General features: G+C 69.7%; 11 protein-coding genes and 2 pseudogenes. 10 read left to right on the top strand and 3 right to left on the bottom strand.

All coding sequences use genetic code 11. The annotated features are described in order from the left end of the window. The first annotated feature begins 58 nt into the window (after positions 1–58). Both AC5Y36_RS17820 and AC5Y36_RS17815 read left to right on the top strand, forming a co-directional pair. Positions 59–805, top strand: coding sequence for a hypothetical protein (locus tag AC5Y36_RS17820; protein WP_500042262.1), 747 nt, complete (start codon positions 59–61; stop codon positions 803–805). Positions 806–875: 70 nt separating this feature from the next. Continuing rightward, entirely contained in the window at positions 876–1,325 is a 450-nt protein-coding gene (locus tag AC5Y36_RS17815) for a TetR/AcrR family transcriptional regulator (protein ID WP_500042261.1), read from the top strand. Between the two features lie 111 nt (positions 1,326–1,436). Here AC5Y36_RS17815 and AC5Y36_RS17810 read toward each other — a convergent pair whose 3' ends face one another. Then, a complete protein-coding gene (locus tag AC5Y36_RS17810; protein WP_500042318.1) occupies positions 1,437–2,402 on the bottom strand; it encodes a TerC family protein in 966 nt (321 codons plus the stop codon). A gap of 219 nt (positions 2,403–2,621) precedes the next feature. On the opposite strand from AC5Y36_RS17810, the pseudogene AC5Y36_RS17805 reads away from it, so the two are divergent. Continuing rightward, a pseudogene (locus AC5Y36_RS17805) lies at positions 2,622–2,696 on the top strand (hypothetical protein); the annotation flags it as partial. On the opposite strand, the pseudogene AC5Y36_RS17800 reads toward AC5Y36_RS17805, so the two are convergent. Continuing rightward, positions 2,665–7,116: pseudogene (locus AC5Y36_RS17800) on the bottom strand (HAD-IC family P-type ATPase); the annotation flags it as partial. The pseudogenes AC5Y36_RS17805 and AC5Y36_RS17800 overlap by 32 nt on opposite strands. Positions 7,117–7,183: 67 nt before the next feature. Continuing rightward, the gene (locus AC5Y36_RS17795) at positions 7,184–7,621 is read right to left on the bottom strand and encodes a hypothetical protein (protein ID WP_500042260.1); all 438 of its coding nucleotides are present in this window, start codon (positions 7,619–7,621) and stop codon (positions 7,184–7,186) included. 289 nt (positions 7,622–7,910) lie between these two features. On the opposite strand from AC5Y36_RS17795, the gene AC5Y36_RS17790 reads away from it, so the two are divergent. The 7 genes from AC5Y36_RS17790 to AC5Y36_RS17760 are packed head-to-tail and all read left to right on the top strand — an operon-like array spanning position 7,911 to position 17,473. Next, a complete protein-coding gene (locus tag AC5Y36_RS17790) occupies positions 7,911–11,825 on the top strand; it encodes a Pls/PosA family non-ribosomal peptide synthetase (protein WP_500042259.1) in 3,915 nt (1,304 codons plus the stop codon). Further along, the gene (locus tag AC5Y36_RS17785; protein ID WP_500042258.1) at positions 11,822–13,165 is read left to right on the top strand and encodes a M1 family metallopeptidase; all 1,344 of its coding nucleotides are present in this window, start codon (positions 11,822–11,824) and stop codon (positions 13,163–13,165) included. Before AC5Y36_RS17790 ends, AC5Y36_RS17785 begins: the two co-directional genes overlap by 4 nt. After that, a complete protein-coding gene (locus AC5Y36_RS17780; protein WP_500042257.1) occupies positions 13,162–14,409 on the top strand; it encodes a lipopolysaccharide biosynthesis protein in 1,248 nt (415 codons plus the stop codon). Before AC5Y36_RS17785 ends, AC5Y36_RS17780 begins: the two co-directional genes overlap by 4 nt. 24 nt (positions 14,410–14,433) lie before the next feature. Beyond that, positions 14,434–15,147 carry a polyprenyl-phospho-N-acetylgalactosaminyl synthase PpgS gene (ppgS, locus tag AC5Y36_RS17775; RefSeq protein WP_500042256.1) on the top strand — a complete coding sequence of 238 codons (714 nt, stop codon included), beginning with the start codon at positions 14,434–14,436 and terminating at the stop codon, positions 15,145–15,147. Positions 15,148–15,149: 2 nt separating this feature from the next. Beyond that, positions 15,150–15,494 carry a DUF2304 domain-containing protein gene (locus AC5Y36_RS17770; RefSeq protein WP_500042317.1) on the top strand — a complete coding sequence of 115 codons (345 nt, stop codon included), beginning with the start codon at positions 15,150–15,152 and terminating at the stop codon, positions 15,492–15,494. 20 nt (positions 15,495–15,514) lie between these two features. Continuing rightward, positions 15,515–16,816, top strand: a complete 1,302-nt coding sequence (locus AC5Y36_RS17765) for an MFS transporter (protein WP_500042255.1) — start codon at positions 15,515–15,517, stop codon at positions 16,814–16,816. 3 nt (positions 16,817–16,819) lie between these two features. Continuing rightward, positions 16,820–17,473 (top strand): GAP family protein, encoded by a 654-nt coding sequence (locus tag AC5Y36_RS17760; RefSeq protein ID WP_500042254.1) that lies wholly within the window; start codon positions 16,820–16,822, stop codon positions 17,471–17,473. The last annotated feature ends 35 nt before the right edge of the window (positions 17,474–17,508 follow it).

The following is a 17,508-nucleotide window of genomic DNA, read 5'->3' as shown; positions in this document are numbered from 1 at the left end:
CGGCTGAGCCGCCGTCGAGATCGCATCCAGCGTCGGTGTTTCGAGGCGACGATGCTGGATGCCATCTCGATGGGCGTCGGCGATCCGCGCCAGTGGCATCCTGGAGACTGTGCTGCATTTCGCCGCGAACTTCTGGTGGCTGATCTTCCCGCTGGGCGGGGCGGTAGGCGGTGCACTGCGGGCGGTCGCGGCGGCCAACGAACGCCGGGCCGAACGGCGGTTGGAGCGCTACCGGATCAAACAGCAGACCAAGGTAGCGATGGCCGAGGCGGCCGGCCGCGCCAGGGACAGCGGCAGGGACGGCCGGGACCGCTTTCGCCGCGAGATGACGAAGGTCGCCGAGACCCACAGCCGCACCGATGCCCGTTGGCTGGACTACGAGATGGACATCGCCAAGCTGCTGGACTTCCCACTGATGACCGACCTGCGGAATCCGCTGACCGTCGCGTTCCACCAGGCCAAACAGCGCGCCGACCTGCTGCGACCCGCCAGTGTCGATGAGATTCTCGGAGACCGGGACGCGCAGTTGGAGTATCGCGACGCGGTTCACGGATACGTGAGTGCGTTCGAGATCGCCGAGACCGAGGCGGTTCGCCGCCGGCGCAGCGATTTCTCCGAAGACGAGCAACAACGACTGGCGCGCGCGCAGAATCTGCTGCACCTGGCAGCCGACGATGCCGCCACTCCGCAGGAACGCCAGAACGCTTACGCGCGGGCGAGCAGGGAGCTCGACGGCTTGATCGTGCTGCCGGCCGCGGCCCGCGCCGGCATCGAACGGCGCATTGCCGGACAGATCGAGGCATAGCCTGTCGACACCCGCGACCGGCCGAATCCAATTGCGCTGCGCCGGCTGCCGTAGGTGAGATGCTGACCGCATGGCCCGTCGCGAAGAACCGTCGCGCGGCATTCTCGACCCGGTCGCGAAGATGCTGCGATTGCCGTTCAGCACCCCGGAGTTCATCGACAGAATCATCACCGGCAGCGTGAATCAGGCCGGCCGTCGCACGCTGTACACGCTGATCACCGCCTGGGATCTGGCCGGCGGTGGCCCGTTCGCCGCCAGCGCGATCGCCTCCACCGGCCTGGCCAAAGCCGTCGAGCTGGTGCAAGGCCAGTTCATCGGCCCGGTGTTCGACCCGGTGCTGCGGGCGCTGGGCGCCGACCAGATCCTGTTGCGGGCGTCGCTGTGTTCCTCGCAGCTGGTCGGCCTGGGCATCATGCGCTACGGGGTGCGCGCCGAGCCGATCCACTCGATGGAGGTCAGCGCGCTGGTCGACGCGATGGGCCCCACCCTGCAGCGTTACCTGGTCGGCGACATCGGCTGACCGCGTCGGGTTCGGCGCGAGCGGCAATGTGACGACACGCCATCCGCGTGTCGCGTCGTGAATTTGGCTCTCGCGGCCCGCAACAGCCACAGCGTGAGCCGACCCGGATGCTCAGTCGTCGACGGTGCGGGTTTTGTAGAGGCTGACGACGGCGGTGCCGACCAGCGTCACCACGATGACAGCGAGACTGGCCGCGGTGGAAATTCTTGGCACGTCCAGCGGCTGGCCGCCGTTGACGAACGGCAACTCGTTGCGGCGCAGCGCTTGCAGAATCATCTTGACCCCGATGAACAGCAGGATCAGCGACAGGCCGCGGGATAGGTACTGCAGCCGCTTCATCATCCCGCCCAGCAGGAAATACAGCTGGCGAAGCCCCATCAGGGCCAACACGTTCGCGCTGAACACCAGATACGGCTCCCTGGTCAGCCCGTAGATCGCCGGGATGGAATCCAGTGCGAACACCAGGTCGGTGGTTCCCAGGGCCAGCACGACGAAGAACATCGGTGTCGCCACCCGTTTGGCGCCGTCGCGCAGATACAGCCGCAAGCCATCCCAGCTGTCGGTGGTGTTCAGATACTTGCGGGCGAACCGCACCACCGCGTTATCGCCGTCGCTGTCCTCGGCGCCGCCCAACAGCAGCCGGAACGCGGTCCAGATGATGAACGCGCCGAACAGATAGAACGTCCACGACACCTTCTGGATTGCCACGGCGCCGGCGGTGATGAACAGGCCACGGAATACCAGCGCCAAGATGATGCCGAAAAACAGCACTTCCTGCTGGTAGCGCCTGGGCACATTGAAGCTGGCCATGATGAGGACGAACACGAACAGGTTGTCCACCGACAGGCTGTACTCGGTGAGCCACCCGGCGAAGAATTGCATCCCGAACCGGGCGTCGTGACCGAACCAGATCCAGCCGCCGAACAGGACGGCGAGCAGGATGTAGCACGACAGCGCGACCGCGCATTCCCGCATCGACGGTTCGTGGGGCCGGCGTGCGATCACCAGCACGTCGAACAACAGCACGGAGATGGTCACCGCCAGGGTGACGATCCACTCCAGCAGCGATATGTGCAACGGCACGGCCTCCGGTCGTCAGGCAAGGGGGTACTGCGGCCGCTGAGCTGGCTTGCAGCGAAAAAGAAGTCCCCTCGCCGGAACAGTGTCTCAGGTCACCGGCCGAACGGCATTCCGAGATTCCACAGCCCGCCCGATCCCCAGCTTTTTCACCAGCATTCGCGGCCTGGTAACGGGACGGTCACCGACGGGCCGACCGTTACCACCACTGTGGGGCTCATGCAGGCGACAGGTGCTCTGGATGACCTACTAGTTTCAGCGACCGCCCGCCTTCTGACCGTGCCGGTGGAGCAGCTGTACGCGCTGCTTTGGCGCGCGGGGGTACTGGAGGTCGTTTCTCAGGCGCCGAGGAGCCGTCCCCCGGTGCCGAGCGCCGGGCAGCCGACACGCCATGTGCGACGGCAACCGCAGCCGTCGCGGCAGCAGCCGACGACAGCGCCTGCGCCCAGCCGACCGGCCCCACCGGTGTACAGCCGAGCAGCTGGCTGACCCCGGGGGTGCTGACCAGCAGCCCGAACACCGCAAACGAGCCGGCTGCGGTCACCACCACCAGCGGGGCGTGCGAGTCGACCAGGGTCTGACCGAGCTCGGTGGTAACCAACGAGATCAGCGCCACCGTGGCGGCACGCTGCGGGGTGCCGGTCACCGACGCCATTCCCCACGCGGCGGTGGCCGCGGCTGCGGTGACCGCCCCGCGGAATGCCACCGCACGCCACAGTCCGCGCTCGTCGAGGCCGTGCCCTCCGACCCGGTCGACCGGGCCGGCCGGGGTGCTGACCGCGACCGCGGTGGCCGGAAGCGCGTCGGTCAGCGTGTTCATCAGCAGCAGCTGGCGGGTGTTCAGCGGCGACATCCCGGTGAACGCGGTACCGATGACCGAGAAGATCACCTCGCCGGCGTTGCCGCCGAGCAGCCCGGACACCGCCGTCTGCACACCCCGCCACAGTCGCCGGCCCTCGTCGATGGCATCGGTCAGCGCACCGATGCGGCCGTCGGTCAGCACCACGTCGGCCACCGTGTGCGCCGAGTCGCTGCCGCGGGCCACCACTCCGACACCGACGGTGGCAACCCGGATCGCGGCGGCGTCGTTGGCGCCGTCGCCGACCATCGCCGACACCTTGCCGGCGCGCTCGAGGGTCTGGACGATCTGCACCTTGTTCTCCGGTGACATCCGGGCGAAGATCACCCGCTCACATGCCACCCGCTCCTGATCCTTGCGGGACAGTTCGTCCCACTCCGATCCGGTGATGACCTGCTCGGGCTGGACCTGCAGCCCCAGGTCTGCCGCGATCGCGGTGACGGTGACCGGGTGGTCGCCGGAGATCAGCCGGATGCCCAAACCCCGTTCGGTCAGGTCGGCAAGCAGCTTGGCGGCGCCCGGCCGCGGCGTGTCGGCGATGCCGACCAGGCCGGTCAGCGTCAGCCCGGCTGCGGCCAGCTCGACCATCTTGTCCGTGTCACCCATGGCTGACTTGGCCTGCGCAGCGGTCAGCGTGCGCTGGGCCACCGCGATCACCCGCAGCCCCCGGGCCGCCAGTTCGTCCACCGTGACCTGTAGTTCAGCGGCCACGGCGCTGTCTTTGCAGGCTGCCAGCATGACTTCGGGCGCACCCTTGATGCTCAGCTCGGTGCCCGACAACGCCGCCGAGAACGCCCGCCCGGAACGGAACGGCAGGAACGCGTCCGGGGCGGCGGCCTTGGCGGCCGCCTTGGCAGCGTCGGCGTTGTCGGCTGCGCCCTCGATGATGGCCTGGTCGGTGGCGTGGGCGTGCGCATCGCCGTGCGCCGGCGGCGCGGCGTAGGCGGCGACACGCAGCACGTCGGCCTCGGAGTGCCCCGACACCGGGTGCACCAGGGTGACCCGCAGCCGGTTCTCGCTGAGGGTTCCGGTCTTGTCGAAGCAGACCACGTCGAGCCGGCCGAGCGCCTCGACCGCCCGCGGCACCCGCACCAGCGCACCGGTGTCGGTCAGCCGGCGTGCCGAGGCGTACTGCGCCAGCGTCGCCATCAGCGGCATCCCCTCGGGCACCGCGGCCACCGCGATCGCGATGGCGTCACCGAGGGCTTGGCGCAGCTGACCGCCGCGCAACAGCCCAAGTGCACCGACCAGCACACCACCGCCGGCACTGACCGGGAACGCCTTGTACATGACCCGGCTGAGCTGGTGCTGCAGGCCCACCACCGGCAGATCCCCGGCGGCAAGTTCGGCGGCCCGGCGGGTCTGGGTGTCGGCACCGACGGCGGTGACCAGCCCGACCGCCGTACCGGCGACGACGGTGCTGCCCGCATAGAGCATGCAGCTGCGTTCGGCCAGCTCGGCGCCCGGTGTAGGCGCGGTCTGCTTGTCCACCGACAGCGATTCACCGGTCAGCGAGGACTCGTCGACCTCCAGGTCGATCGCCTCGATCACCCGGGCGTCGGCCGGTACCACCTCGTTGCTGCGCACTTCGATGACGTCACCGGGCACCAGCAGCTCGGCCTTGACCTCGGCGTACGTCGAGGTGCCGTCGGGACCGGCGGTGACCCGGCGGGCCAGCGGGGTCTGCTGCGCCAACAGCACGTTGAGCTGGCTCTCGGCCCGCATCTGCTGCCCGGCCGCCAGCATGGCGTTGCCGACCAAGACGAAACCAACCATCACCGCGTCGACCGGGGAACCCAGGATCGCGGTGGCCGCCGATCCCACCGCCATGATCGGGGTCAGCGGGTCGGACAGCTCGGCGCGGACCGCCTTGGCGAACTGCCAAGCCGGGTGCGGGGGCCGGGTCTCGTCGCCGAACGTCGACGCATGGGCGTCGGCATCCGGTTCGGGCAGGATGCCACGCACCTGGTCGATCGACATCGCGTGCCACTCGTAGGACGGCGCCGGCCGCGGTGCGGGCGTCCGGATGACCCGGCGCGCCAGCAGATACCCGGAGAACAACCCGGCGGCACCGCCGATGGTCACCGGCCCGGGCCCGCGCCCTTGGCGGATCCGGATGCCGGGCACCATCAACACCGCACCCAGCGCCGAAGCACCGGCCGACAGGGTGATGCCGCTTTGGCTGGCCTGCCGCGCCGCCGGCAGCGCACGCAGCACGTGCCAGACGCCGGCCAGGTCGTCCAGCAGCAGGTCGGCATGCCACGGCGGTGCGGTATCGGTGGCCGGCATGACGCCCAGCGCCAGATCGGCGCCGGCCAGTGCCTGCGCCGCGGTCGAAGACAGCACCGCGACTGTGCGCCCGGCCCGCTGCAACTCGGTCAGCGCGACACTCAGGGCTTCGTCGATGGCCTCCTGGCCGGCCGGACACGGTTGAAGCTCGTCGAACGCGGTGCGCAGCTCGCCGAGGGTGTCGACGTCGACGGAGACCATCTCCACATCCGCGACCCGCGCCTCGGCCAGCACTGCTGCCGCCAGCGGGTGCAGTGCCGGGGCGATCAGGACCTCCACCGCCTGTTTCTGGGTGCCCTGGCCGCCGCCGGGCACCCGCGGCACCCGGTGCCAGCCCGGGTTCAGGCCCGGCTTGTCGAGCAACTTCTGCGCCTTCTCCCAAGCCGCCGTGAGCTGCGTGGCACTGGCGCCTCGGACGGTCACCACGCGCAGCGTCTGGCTGCACAACACCCGCGGGTCGACCACGATGGCATCCACCTTGTCCAGGCGGCGCAGCGCATCCGGTCGCAGCGGCAGCACCCCGTGCTGGTCGGCCAGACCGCGGCCGAGCGTTGCCGCGAACGATTCGCGGGTGGTGCGCAGCGCCTTCGGTGCGGCGGTCACCGCCGCGGTCGACGCCATGTTGACGTCGCGGGTGATGGCGCCGACCAATCCGGCGCCGATCAACTGCACCCAGGCGATGCGGTTGCCGTGCCGCTCGGCCGGTCCGTCCGGTGCGGTGGTCGGGCGCCGCACATCCTCGGGGACGTCGGGCTGTTCGGCGTAGGCGGCCAGTGCCGGTTCGTAGCGGCTCCAGGCCTGCGCCGCCGCCCGGCTCTCGGTGGCCTTGATGCCCTGCATCGCCAGGTCCACCGTGAGCGTCGTCATCGACAGGGTGGCGACGTGCGCGCCGATCGAGACCAGTGACAGCACGCTGTCGGTCGCGACGGTGCCGATCCGGTCCTCGAGCAGGTTGCGCACCCACGGCTGGTAGTTGGCGACCGCCGACACCGCGCCGACCGCGACCGGCGCTGCCGGGATCCGCATCGTCTTACCGACGGCCGCGATGGCCAGTCCGGCGGCGTTCGCGCCAAGCAACGCCCCGCGAACCGCCAGCAGCAGGCCATCGCCGGGCAGGCTGCCCGATGAAGCCTCTGGACGCACTGGGCCGCACTGCTTTTCGGCGTCGTCGACTACCGAACACAATGCGTCGATAGAGGTTTGGTCGCCGTCGATCTCAACGACGACCCGCGACAGTGGGCGGTTCAGGTGTACCGAGGTGACACCGGGCTGCTCTTGCAGCGCGGCGCGCACCACCGATCCCAGTTCGGCACCGTCGGGTCCGGCCAGGTTGCGTACCTCGATCCAGGCGCGCCCGTCGCCGCTCCACGAGTGTCTGGTCAGCCTGGCAACGGAGGTTTCACCCGAGAGCACCTTGGCGCCCTCGCGCAGCGGAATGGCAGCGATGTCGAGGCTGGCCTCCGCTACCGAACCGATGGCCCCGACCGCCGCGGTCGCGGTGTGCATCGCGGTGTCAAGCAGCGCGGAGGTTGCCCGGAATCCGATTTCGGCCGCGCGCAGCGGCAAGAACTTTTGCAAAACAATTCGCCTTACTCAACCTTGGGCGGGTGGTGTGTGGCAGTGCGCTGCCACGTTACCGTCGCGCCGTGGCCGTACGCGGCGCGGATCGCCGCGCCTTGGTCGGGGATTTCTTCACCGCGGTCGACTTCTTCGCCGTGCCCGCCACCGGGGCGGCGGGCACCTCGGCACGTGCCGGCTTCGCCGCTGTGTCGCCGGCTTTTCCGGGACGGTTCAGCTGCCGCAGCACCAACGCGCCACCACCCACCGCCAGCAGCAGCGGCCACTCCACGAGCCCGCTGATACCAACCGCACCCAACGTCAGGGCGGCCGCCGGCGTGGAACGGCTTCCGCTGCCCAGTCCCCGCCGCATCCCGTCCAGCGTTCCGGAGACACCGCCGATCACACCGCTGACGGCAGCGCCACCGACCGCACCCGCGGCGCTGGTGACGGCGTCGGCCGCGCGGCCCACCGTTTGACTTACTGTGCGCACTGTTGCGCCGACAACATTCATCAGACACCTCCGGTCGTCCTGACAACGCCGGAGGTCTCTTCCGCCGATAGCGGCCCGCGGTGCCGGTCGTCCGATGACGGTCGACGTGATGACGACGCCGCGGCGAAGGAATACTCCCCTCCACCGTGCAGTATGCCAGATGCGGTGCGCCGTGCCACGGGCTAGCCGACGGCGACGACCCGCTGCACCCGGCTACGCCGCGCTGGCGATCGCCGCTGAGCCGACGGCGACGACCCGCTGCACCCGGCTACGCCGCGCTGGCGATCGCCGCTGGGTAGGTTCTACAGGCGTGCCGACACCGAAGGTCCCCGCGCAATATCTGCGCGCGGCCTCAGCGCCGCAGGCCCGGACGCTGATCGACATCCTGCACGCGACAGCGGCTCGTTACCCGGACGCGGCCGCGATCGACGACGGCTTGGTGATGTTGACCTATGCCGAGCTCACCGCCGATATCGAGGAGACGGTCAGCTGGCTGGCGGCCCGCGGCATCGGCCGCGGCGATCGGATCGGGATCCGGATGCCGTCGGGAAGCTACGCGCTGTACACCGCCATCCTGGCGGTGTTGGCGGCCGGTGCAGCCTATGTGCCGGTCGACGCCGACGACCCCGTTGAGCGAGCCGAGTTGGTGTTCACCGAGGCACAGGTGGCTGCGGTCATCACCGAGCGCGGCCTGGTGCGCGGGCCGGGGTCATCGCGGGGGTGGCGCGCTGCGGCACCGTTCACCCGGGACGACGCGTGGATCATCTTCACCTCGGGATCCACCGGAACCCCCAAAGGTGTTGCGGTCACGCACCGCAACGCCGCCGCGTTCGTCGACGCCGAGGCCGAGCTGTTTGTGCAGGACCACCCGATCGGTCCCGGCGACCGGGTGCTGGCCGGGCTGTCGGTGGCCTTCGATGCATCGTGCGAGGAGATGTGGCTGGCGTGGCGGCACGGCGCCTGCCTGGTTCCGGCGCCGCGCTCGCTGGTGCGCAGCGGCATGGACCTGGGACCGTGGCTGGTGGCGCGTGACGTGACGGTGGTGTCGACGGTTCCGACCTTGGCGGCACTGTGGCCCGCCGAGGCGCTGGAAGCGGTGCGGCTGTTGATCTTTGGCGGCGAAGCCTGCCCTCCGGAGCTCGCCGACCGACTGGCGGTCGAGGGCCGCGAGGTGTGGAACACCTACGGCCCCACCGAGACCACGGTGGTGGCGTGCGCGGCCAAACTGGGTGGTGATGGCCCGGTGCGCATCGGGCTGCCGCTGCCGGGCTGGGATCTGGCCGTGGTGGATGCCGCGGGGGTGCCGGTGCGCGACGGCGAAGTCGGCGAACTGGTGATCGGCGGCGTCGGGCTGGGCCGTTACCTGGACGCCGACAAGGACGCCGAGAAGTACGCGTCGCTACCCGATCTTGGTTGGCGCCGCGCCTACCGCAGCGGGGACCTGGTCCGGCTCGAATCCGAGGGTCTGGTGTTCTGCGGGCGCGCCGACGACCAGGTCAAGGTCGGCGGTCGTCGCATCGAGTTGGGCGAGGTGGACGCGGCGCTGCTCGGGTTGCCCGGCGTCAGCGGCGGTGCGGCCGCGGTGCGTCGCAGCGCCAGTGGCAGCCCGCTGCTGGTCGGCTATGTCGCTGCCGCCGACCCGGCGTTCGATCTGGTCACCGCCCGCGCAGCGCTGAGCCAGGTGCTGCCGAATGCGTTGGTGCCACGGCTGGTGCTGGTCGATGAGCTGCCCACCCGCACGTCGGGCAAGGTCGACCGCGACGCCCTGCCCTGGCCGGTGGACCTGGACGGCGGTGCAGCCGGGGCATCGGCTGCTGAGGACCTGTCCGGCACCGTGGGCTGGCTCGCCGGACTGTGGCGCGACGTGCTCGGCGCACCCGTCGCCGACCCGCAAGCCGACTTCTTCGCCCTGGGCGGTGGATCCTTGCAGGCCGCCCAGCTGGTATCGACCCTGCGGCAGCGCTATCCGCAACTCACCGTGGCGCAGCTCTACGACCATCCCCGGCTGGGGTCACTGGCCGGATTCCTCACCGAACTCGATCCGCCCGATCCGCCTGCCACGGCGCCGCGGGCGGTACCGCCCACACCACGTGCGACCCAGGCCGCGCAGGTGCTGCTGGCGCTGCCGCTGGCCACCCTGACCGGGCTGCAATGGGTCACCTGGCTGGCACTGATCAACAACACCGCCGTCGCCCTGCATCCGCTGCCCTGGCTGGCACCACTGAACTGGTGGTGGGTCGTCGTCGGGTTCGTCGCGTTCGTTACCCCGCTGGGGCGGATGACGATCGCGGTGCTCGGGGCGCGGATGCTGCTGGCGGGCCTGCAACCGGGAAGCTACCGGCGCGGCGGCCCCGAGCACCTGCGGGTGTGGCTCGCCGAACGCCTGGCAACCGCCAGCGGCGCGGAGAACCTCTCCGGCGCGCCGTGGCTGGTCTATTACGCCCGGGCGTTGGGCAACACCGTCGGCAAGTCGGTAGACCTGCATTCCGCCCCGCCGGTGACCGGGATGCTGACGTTGGGGCACCGGTGCTCGATCGAGCCGGAGGTCGACCTGTGCGGACACTGGATCGATGGCGACCTTTTCCACGTCGGCCCGATCACCGTCGGCAACGACGCCAGCATCGGAGCCCGGACCACCTTGTTGCCCGGCTCGTCGATCGGTAAGAACGCCGACGTCGCGCCGGGCTCCGGGGTGATCGGCAAGGTGCGCAACGGCCAGTACTGGACCGGGTCCCCGGCGGTGAAGTCGGGCAAGGCCCACCACCCCTGGCCGCAGCCGCGGCCGCCGCGCCGCCCAGCGTGGGTGGCGGTGTACGGGCTGACCTCGGTGCTGCTGGGCGGCTTGCCGCTGCTGGCGCTGGGCGCGGGCCTGGCGGTGCTGGGCTGGGCGGTTCGCGACACGCCCACCCTGCCCGCGGCGATCCTGCCGGCGGCGGCGTGGACACCGGTGGCGGCGGTGGTCGCGTTGGGCAGCTACGCCGCCCTGACCGTGGCCGGGGTGCGGATCCTGTCGATCGGGCTGCGCGCCGGCTACCACCCGGTGCGCAGCCGGGTCGGTTGGCAGCTGTGGGCCACCGAGCGGCTGATGGACGCTGCGCGCAACTACTTGTTCCCGCTGTACGCCAGCCTGCTCACCCCGTCCTGGCTGCGCCTGCTGGGAGCGAAGGTCGGCCGGGGCACCGAGGTCTCCACCGTGTTGTTGACCCCGAAATTCACCACCGTCGCCGACGGCGCCTTCCTGGCCGACGACACCATGGTGGCCTGCTACGAGTTGGGCGGCGGCTGGATCCACGTCGGCCCGGCCACCGTCGGCAAGCGGGCGTTCCTGGGCAACTCCGGGATCACCCAGCCCGGTCGACGGGTGCCCGACGACGGACTGGTGGCAGTGCTGTCGGCGGCCCCGGCCAAGGGCAAGACCGGTTCGTCCTGGCTGGGCAGCCCTCCGGTGCGGTTGCGCCGCCACGCCAGCCAGGTCGACGTCAGCCGCACCTTCGACCCCCCGGTACGGTTGAAGCTGATGCGTGCCGCCGTCGAGACATGCCGGGTTATCCCGGTAATGGTGACATTTGCCATCGGCGTCGCGGTGCTGACCGTCATGCAGTGGACGGCAACGCAATTCGGGTACCGATGGGCCACCCTCACCAGCGGTGTCGCGCTGCTGGCCGCCGGGGCGGCGGCCGGAGCAATCGCCGTCGCCGCGAAATGGATTGTGGTGGGCGGGATCCGGGTGGGCGAACGCCCGCTGTGGTCGTCGTTCGTGTGGCGCAATGAAGTATCCGACTCTTTCGTCGAAGTCGTCGCCGCACCGTGGTTCGCCCGCGCGGCCAGCGGCACCCCGGTGATGAACCTGTGGCTACGCGCGCTGGGCGCCGACATCGGCCCCGGGGTGTGGTGTGAGACCTACTGGCTGCCGGAAGCGGATCTGGTCAGCCTGGGTCAAGGCGCGACCGTGAACCGCGGCTGCGTCGTGCAGACACACCTGTTCCACGACCGGATCATGCAGATGGACACCGTCGTACTGGAAGCCGGGGCCACCTTGGGCCCGCACTGTGTGGCGCTGCCCGCAGCCCGAATCGGTGCCGGCGCGACCGTCGGGCCGGCCTCGTTGGTGATGCGCGGTGACGCGGTGCCGCCGTTCTCGCGGTGGCAGGGGAACCCGATTGTGCCGTGGACCGGTAAGAAGCGCCGCGGCTCGGCGGACGCGACGGAGGAGTCCGCCGCGTGAGTAAACCTGTCAAAGCCGCCAAGAGCGTGCCCCCGGTTCGCGACCCGTACCTGCCCAAGAACGGCAACGACGGTTACCGGGTGTCGCGCTACGACCTTGAGCTGGACTACAAGATCGCGGCGAACCGGCTGACCGGGACCGCCACGATCACCGCTGTCACGTCGGCGGCGATCCGCGTCCTCACCTTGGATCTTGCGGAGGGATTGTCGGCCACCAAGGTGCTCGTCAACGGCCAACGGCCGACACGCTTCTCGGCGTCCGGCGGCAAACTTCGCCTGACCCTGCCGGCCGCGCTGCCCGCCGGCGCCGCGCTGTCGATCAGCATCCGCTATTCAGGGTCTCCTCGACCGGTCCAAAGCATGTGGGGGGAGGTCGGTTTCGAGGAGCTGTCGGACGGTGTGCTGGTCGCCGGGCAACCCAACGGCGCCCCGTCGTGGTTCCCCTGCGACGATCGGCCCAGCGCCAAAGCCAGCTACCGCATCCAGATCAGTACCGACAACCACTATTACGTGGTCGCCAACGGCGAACTGGTCTCTCGACGCACCGGGGCCGGGCAGACCACCTGGGTCTACGACCAGGCCGAGCCGACGTCGACCTACTTGATCACCGTGCAGATCGGCCGCTACGCGAGCCAGCCGCTGACCGGGTCGGCGGTGCCGATGCGCGCGGTGCTGCCGGCGCGGCTGCAGCAACGTTTCGAACGAGACTTCGCCCGCCAACCCGAGATGATGCAGCTGTTCGTGCAACTGTTCGGGCCCTACCCGCTGGCCGGCGGCTACACCGTGGTGGTGACCGACGACGATCTGGAGATTCCGCTGGAGGCGCAGGGGATCTCGATCTTCGGCGCCAACCACTGCGCCGGCGACGGCACCTCGGAACGACTCGTCGCACACGAGCTGGCCCACCAGTGGTTCGGCAACAGCGTGACGGTGCGGCACTGGCGCGACATCTGGCTGCAGGAGGGCTTCGCCTGCTACGCGGAATGGCTGTGGTCCGAGCACGCCGGGGGCCCCAGCGCCGACGAGCTGGCCCACCGCTACCACCAGCGGCTGGCCGAATCGCCGCAGGACCTGCTGCTGGCTGACCCGGGGCCCGCCGACATGTTCGATGACCGGGTCTACAAGCGGGGTGCGCTGACCCTGCACACCCTGCGCGGCGACCTCGGCGACGACAGCTTCTTTGCCCTGCTGCGCGATTGGGGCACCCGCTACCGACACGGCAACGCCGACACCGCCGATTTCACCGGGCTGGCCGCCAACTATGCGACGGTCTCGCTGCGGCCGTTGTGGCAGGCGTGGCTGTATTCGACCCCGGTTCCTCCGCTTGAGCAGACCCGATGACCGACGCATCGGCTGGGCCTTCCATGGGTCCGGTCACCCGGGCCAGTGTGGCGCGGGTCGGTGCGGCGACCGCGCTCAGCGCGCTGTGCGGCTACGCGGTGATCTACCTGGCGGCACGCGATCTGGCGCCGGACGGCTTTTCCGTCTTCGCCGTGTTCTGGGGCGCGTTCGGCCTGGTCACCGGTGCCGCGAACGGGCTGCTGCAGGAGACCACCCGCACCATCCGATCCATCCGGTTCGGGGAGCCGGCCCCGGGCCGGGTCACCCGTCCGTTGCGGGTGGCGGGGCTGGTCGGCCTGGCCTCCGCGGTGGTGATCATCGGCAGCGCCCCGCTGTGGGGCGCCCAGGTCTTCGCACAGCAGCGCTGGCTGTCGGTGGGACTGCTCGGCGTCGGACTGGCCGGGTTCTGCCTGCACGCCACCCTGCTGGGCATGCTGGCCGGCGCCAACCGGTGGACCCAATACGGGGCACTGATGGTAACCGACGCCGTCATCCGGGTGACAGTGGCCGCCGCCGCGTTCGCGATCGGCTGGGGGCTGGCCGGATTCCTGTGGGCCACGGTGGCCGGCGCGCTGGCCTGGCTGCTGATGCTCATCGCCTCACCGCCGACCCGTTCGGCCGCCCGGTTGTTGGGTCCGGAGAGCACCGCGGAATTCCTGCGCGGCACGGCGCACGCGATCACCGCCGCAGGCGCCAGCGCGATCCTGGTGATGGGTTTTCCCGTGCTGTTGAAGGCGACCTCCGGCGACCTGGGCGCCCAAGGCGGGGTGATCATCTTGGCGGTGACCTTGACCCGGGCGCCGCTGCTGGTCCCGTTGACCGCGATGCAAGGCAACCTGATCGCGCACTTCGTCGATCAGCGAACGCACCGGCTGGCGGCACTGATCGGGCCGGCCTCGCTGATCGGCGGGGTCGGTGCGCTCGGAGTGGTGGCCGCCGGACTGGTCGGCCCGTGGCTGCTGCGGGCGGGATTCGGCGCCGACTACCAGGCGTCCGGCAGCCTGCTGGCGTGGTTGACGGCCGCCGCGGTGATGATGGCGACGCTGACGCTGACCGGCGCGGCCGCCGTCGCGGCCGCACTGCACCGGGCCTACGCGCTGGGCTGGGTCGGTGCGACGGTGGCGGCGGCGTCGCTGCTGCTGCTCCCCCAGGACTTGCCGACCCGAACCGTGATCGCCCTGATGTGCGGGCCGCTGGTCGGAATCGCCGTACACCTGGCCGCGCTGATCCGAGCCCGCGGCTGATCAGCGTGTAGTTTGTAGGAACTGATGAACCCGAAGGAAATTGCCACCCACGGCGTCTGGATCATCATTCCGGCCTTTAACGAAGCCGCCGTCATCGATGAGGTCATCGCCGGCGTGCGCGCGGCCTTTCCGCATGTCGTGTGCGTCGACGACGGCAGCCGCGACGGGACCGGCGAGATCGCCCGTCGCGCCGGGGCTCACCTGGTGCGCCACCCGGTCAACCTCGGCCAGGGGGCGGCGATCCAGACCGGTGTCGAGTATGCCCGCCGCCAGCCCGGCGCCCAGGTCTTCGCCACGTTCGACGCCGACGGTCAGCACCAGGTCGGCGACGTCCTCGCCATGGTGGAGCGGTTGGCCGCCGGCGACGTCGACATCGTCATCGGCACCCGCTTCGCCAGCCCCGCGGGCAGCCCCGCGAGCCGGCCGCCGCTGCTCAAACGCATCGTGCTGCGCAGCGCCGCGCGGCTGAGCCCGCGCAGCCGCCGACTCGGGTTGACCGACGCCCACAACGGGTTGCGGGTGTTCAACAAGACCGTCGCGGACGGCCTCAACATCACCATGAGCGGAATGAGTCACGCCAGCGAATTCATTCTGTTGATCGACGAGAACGGTTGGCGGGTAGTCGAGGAGCCGATCGAGGTCCTCTACACCGCTTATTCGAAGTCCAAAGGTCAGCCGCTGCTCAACGGCGTCAACATCATCTTCGACGAGTTGCTGCGGGGGAGGATGGCGCGGTGACCATCTCCTTCCATTGGATCCAGGTGCTGCTGATCTTCGCCATCGTGGCGTTGTTCGGGCTGTTGCGCTCACGGACCAGCGCCAAGTCCCGGGCGTGGGTCAAGGTCGGCTATATCCTGTTCGTCTTCGCCGGTATTTACGCCGTGCTGCGCCCCAACGACACCACCGTGCTCGCCCACTGGCTCGGGGTGGACCGCGGCACCGACCTGATGCTCTACGCGCTGATCATCGCGTTCCTGTTCACCACGCTGAGCACCTACATGCGGTTCAAGGACCTGGAATTGCGGTACGCGCGGCTGGCACGGGCGATTGCGCTGGAGAGCGCGCAGGCACCCGAGGAGCGGTGACGGCGCGAGCCGACGGAACCATGAGTACGGTCGACACCCGAACCACTTCGCGCTCCCGGATCGTTGCCTGGGCACTGTGGGACTGTGGCGCCACCGGCGTGAACGCCGTGGTCCTGACCTTCGTCTTCTCGGTCTACCTCACCGAACAAGTCGGGGCCGGTCTGCCCGGTCCCACGACACCGGCCAGCTGGCTGGGCCGGGCGCTGACGTTTGCCGGGCTGTTCGTGGCGTTCTTGGCCCCGGCGACCGGGATCTGGGTGGACGCCCCGCAACGGCGTCGTGCCGCGCTCGCGATCCTCACCGGCATGGTGGTGGCGATGACCTCGGCGATGAGCCTGATCGAGGCCGACTACCGCTACCTGTGGCCGGGTCTGGTCCTGCTGGCCTGCACCGCGGCCTGCAGTGATCTGGCGACGGTGCCCTACAACGCTGTGCTGAGCCAACTCTCCACACCGCAGAACACCGGGCGTATCTCCGGAATCGGTTCGGCCTCAGGGTTTTTCGGCAGTGTGCTGCTGCTGATGATCTTGTACACCGGATTCATCGCCGGCGACGGCGATACCCGTGGCCTGCTGGGGCTCGCGGCGGCCCACGGCCACAACATCCGGGTGGCGATGCTGGTGGCGGCGGCGTGGCTGGCGGTGTTCGCCTGCCCACTGTTGATGCTGGTGCGGGCCCCGGCACCGGTTGCGCCCCGGGCGACCGTGGGGCTGGTGGGCGCCTATCGTGCGCTGTGGAGCGAAGTGAAGGCCGAGTGGCGACGCGATCACAACGTCGTCTACTACCTGTTGGCCAGCGCGGTGTTCCGAGATGGGCTGACGGGCATCTTTGCCTTCGGCGCGGTGCTCGGTGTCAGCGTGTACGGCGTATCGCAGGCCGACGTCCTGATCTTCGGCGTCTGCGTCAGTGTGGTGGCCGCGATCGGCGCGGTGGTGGGCGGTCTGCTCGCCGATCGCGTGGGCCCCAAATCCGTCATCATGTATTCGCTCATCGCCATGATCGGGACCGGCCTGGCGCTGCTGTGCGCCGCCGGGCCGGTGGCGTTCTGGATCTGCGGGCTGCTGCTGTGTTTGTTCGTTGGGCCGATCCTGGCGTCTGCCCGCGCCCTGATGCTGCGAATGTCGGCGCCGGGCAAGGAAGGTGTGGCCTTCGGCCTCTACACCACCACCGGGCGCGCCGCGTCGTTCCTGGCACCCTGGATGTTCTTCACCTTCGTCGACCTGTTCGGTGCCGACCGGGCCGGGATGGGTGGATTATGCGTGGTGCTGGCGGCAGGTCTGCTCGCCCTGATCGGCGTGCGGGTCCCCAGCGAGGACCGGTAGGTCATGCTGGCCACTGTCCTGGTGATGGCTCTTGCGGTGAGCCTCGAACCATTCCGGATCGGCATGACCGTCCTCATGTTGAACCGCCCGCGACCGATGCTGCAATTGCTGGCGTTCTTGTGCGGGGGCTACGCGATGGGGATGAGCGTCGGTCTGGCGGTCCTGTTCGTCTTCCGGCGGGTATTGCTGGGATCCACCTACTTCACTTTGCCGACGGTTCAGATTCTGATCGGCGCGCTGGCCCTGCTGGTCGCTGCGGTGGTGGCTGCAAAGGACGTCACCGCATGGTTCGGCCCCCGTCGCGGACTGCTGGCGGCTCCGGCCGAACGACTGCTGAACGGCCGGTCGTTGTGGGTCGCGGGTGCAGCCGGCCTGGGTATCGCGTTGCCGTCGGTGGACTTTCTGGCTGCCCTCGCTGTCATTCTGGCTTCCGGTGCGGCAGCCCTCACGCAAGTCGGAGCGCTGGTGATGTACACCGTCGTGGCCTTTGCGCTCGTCGAGATTCCCCTGCTCGCCTATGCTCTCGCGCCGCAACGAACACGAACGTCGGTGGCTGCGATCCACGACTGGATCCGGTCACGCCGCCGTGTCGAGGTCGCTGCGCTGCTCGGGGTTCTCGGACTCGTGCTACTCGCCGTCGGCATCACCGGTCGCTAGGTGGGCGAGCAGACGCAAAGGTGCCCTAAACCCTC

Source organism: Mycobacterium sp. NGS50, from assembly GCF_059812545.1.
Note: the sequence above shows the minus strand (reverse complement) of the source record. Positions and strands in the feature narration are given on the sequence as shown.

Bases quoted from the DNA above. Each gene is read 5' to 3' on its own strand.
- AC5Y36_RS17820 (WP_500042262.1), top strand. From the start codon at position 59: ATGCCATCTCGATGGGCGTCGGCGATCCGCGCCAGTGGCATCCTGGAG.
- AC5Y36_RS17815 (WP_500042261.1), top strand. From the start codon at position 876: ATGGCCCGTCGCGAAGAACCGTCGCGCGGCATTCTCGACCCGGTCGCG.
- AC5Y36_RS17795 (WP_500042260.1), bottom strand. From the start codon at position 7,621: ATGAATGTTGTCGGCGCAACAGTGCGCACAGTAAGTCAAACGGTGGGC.
- AC5Y36_RS17780 (WP_500042257.1), top strand. From the start codon at position 13,162: ATGACCGACGCATCGGCTGGGCCTTCCATGGGTCCGGTCACCCGGGCC.
- ppgS (WP_500042256.1), top strand. From the start codon at position 14,434: ATGAACCCGAAGGAAATTGCCACCCACGGCGTCTGGATCATCATTCCG.
- AC5Y36_RS17765 (WP_500042255.1), top strand. From the start codon at position 15,515: ATGAGTACGGTCGACACCCGAACCACTTCGCGCTCCCGGATCGTTGCC.
- AC5Y36_RS17760 (WP_500042254.1), top strand. From the start codon at position 16,820: ATGCTGGCCACTGTCCTGGTGATGGCTCTTGCGGTGAGCCTCGAACCA.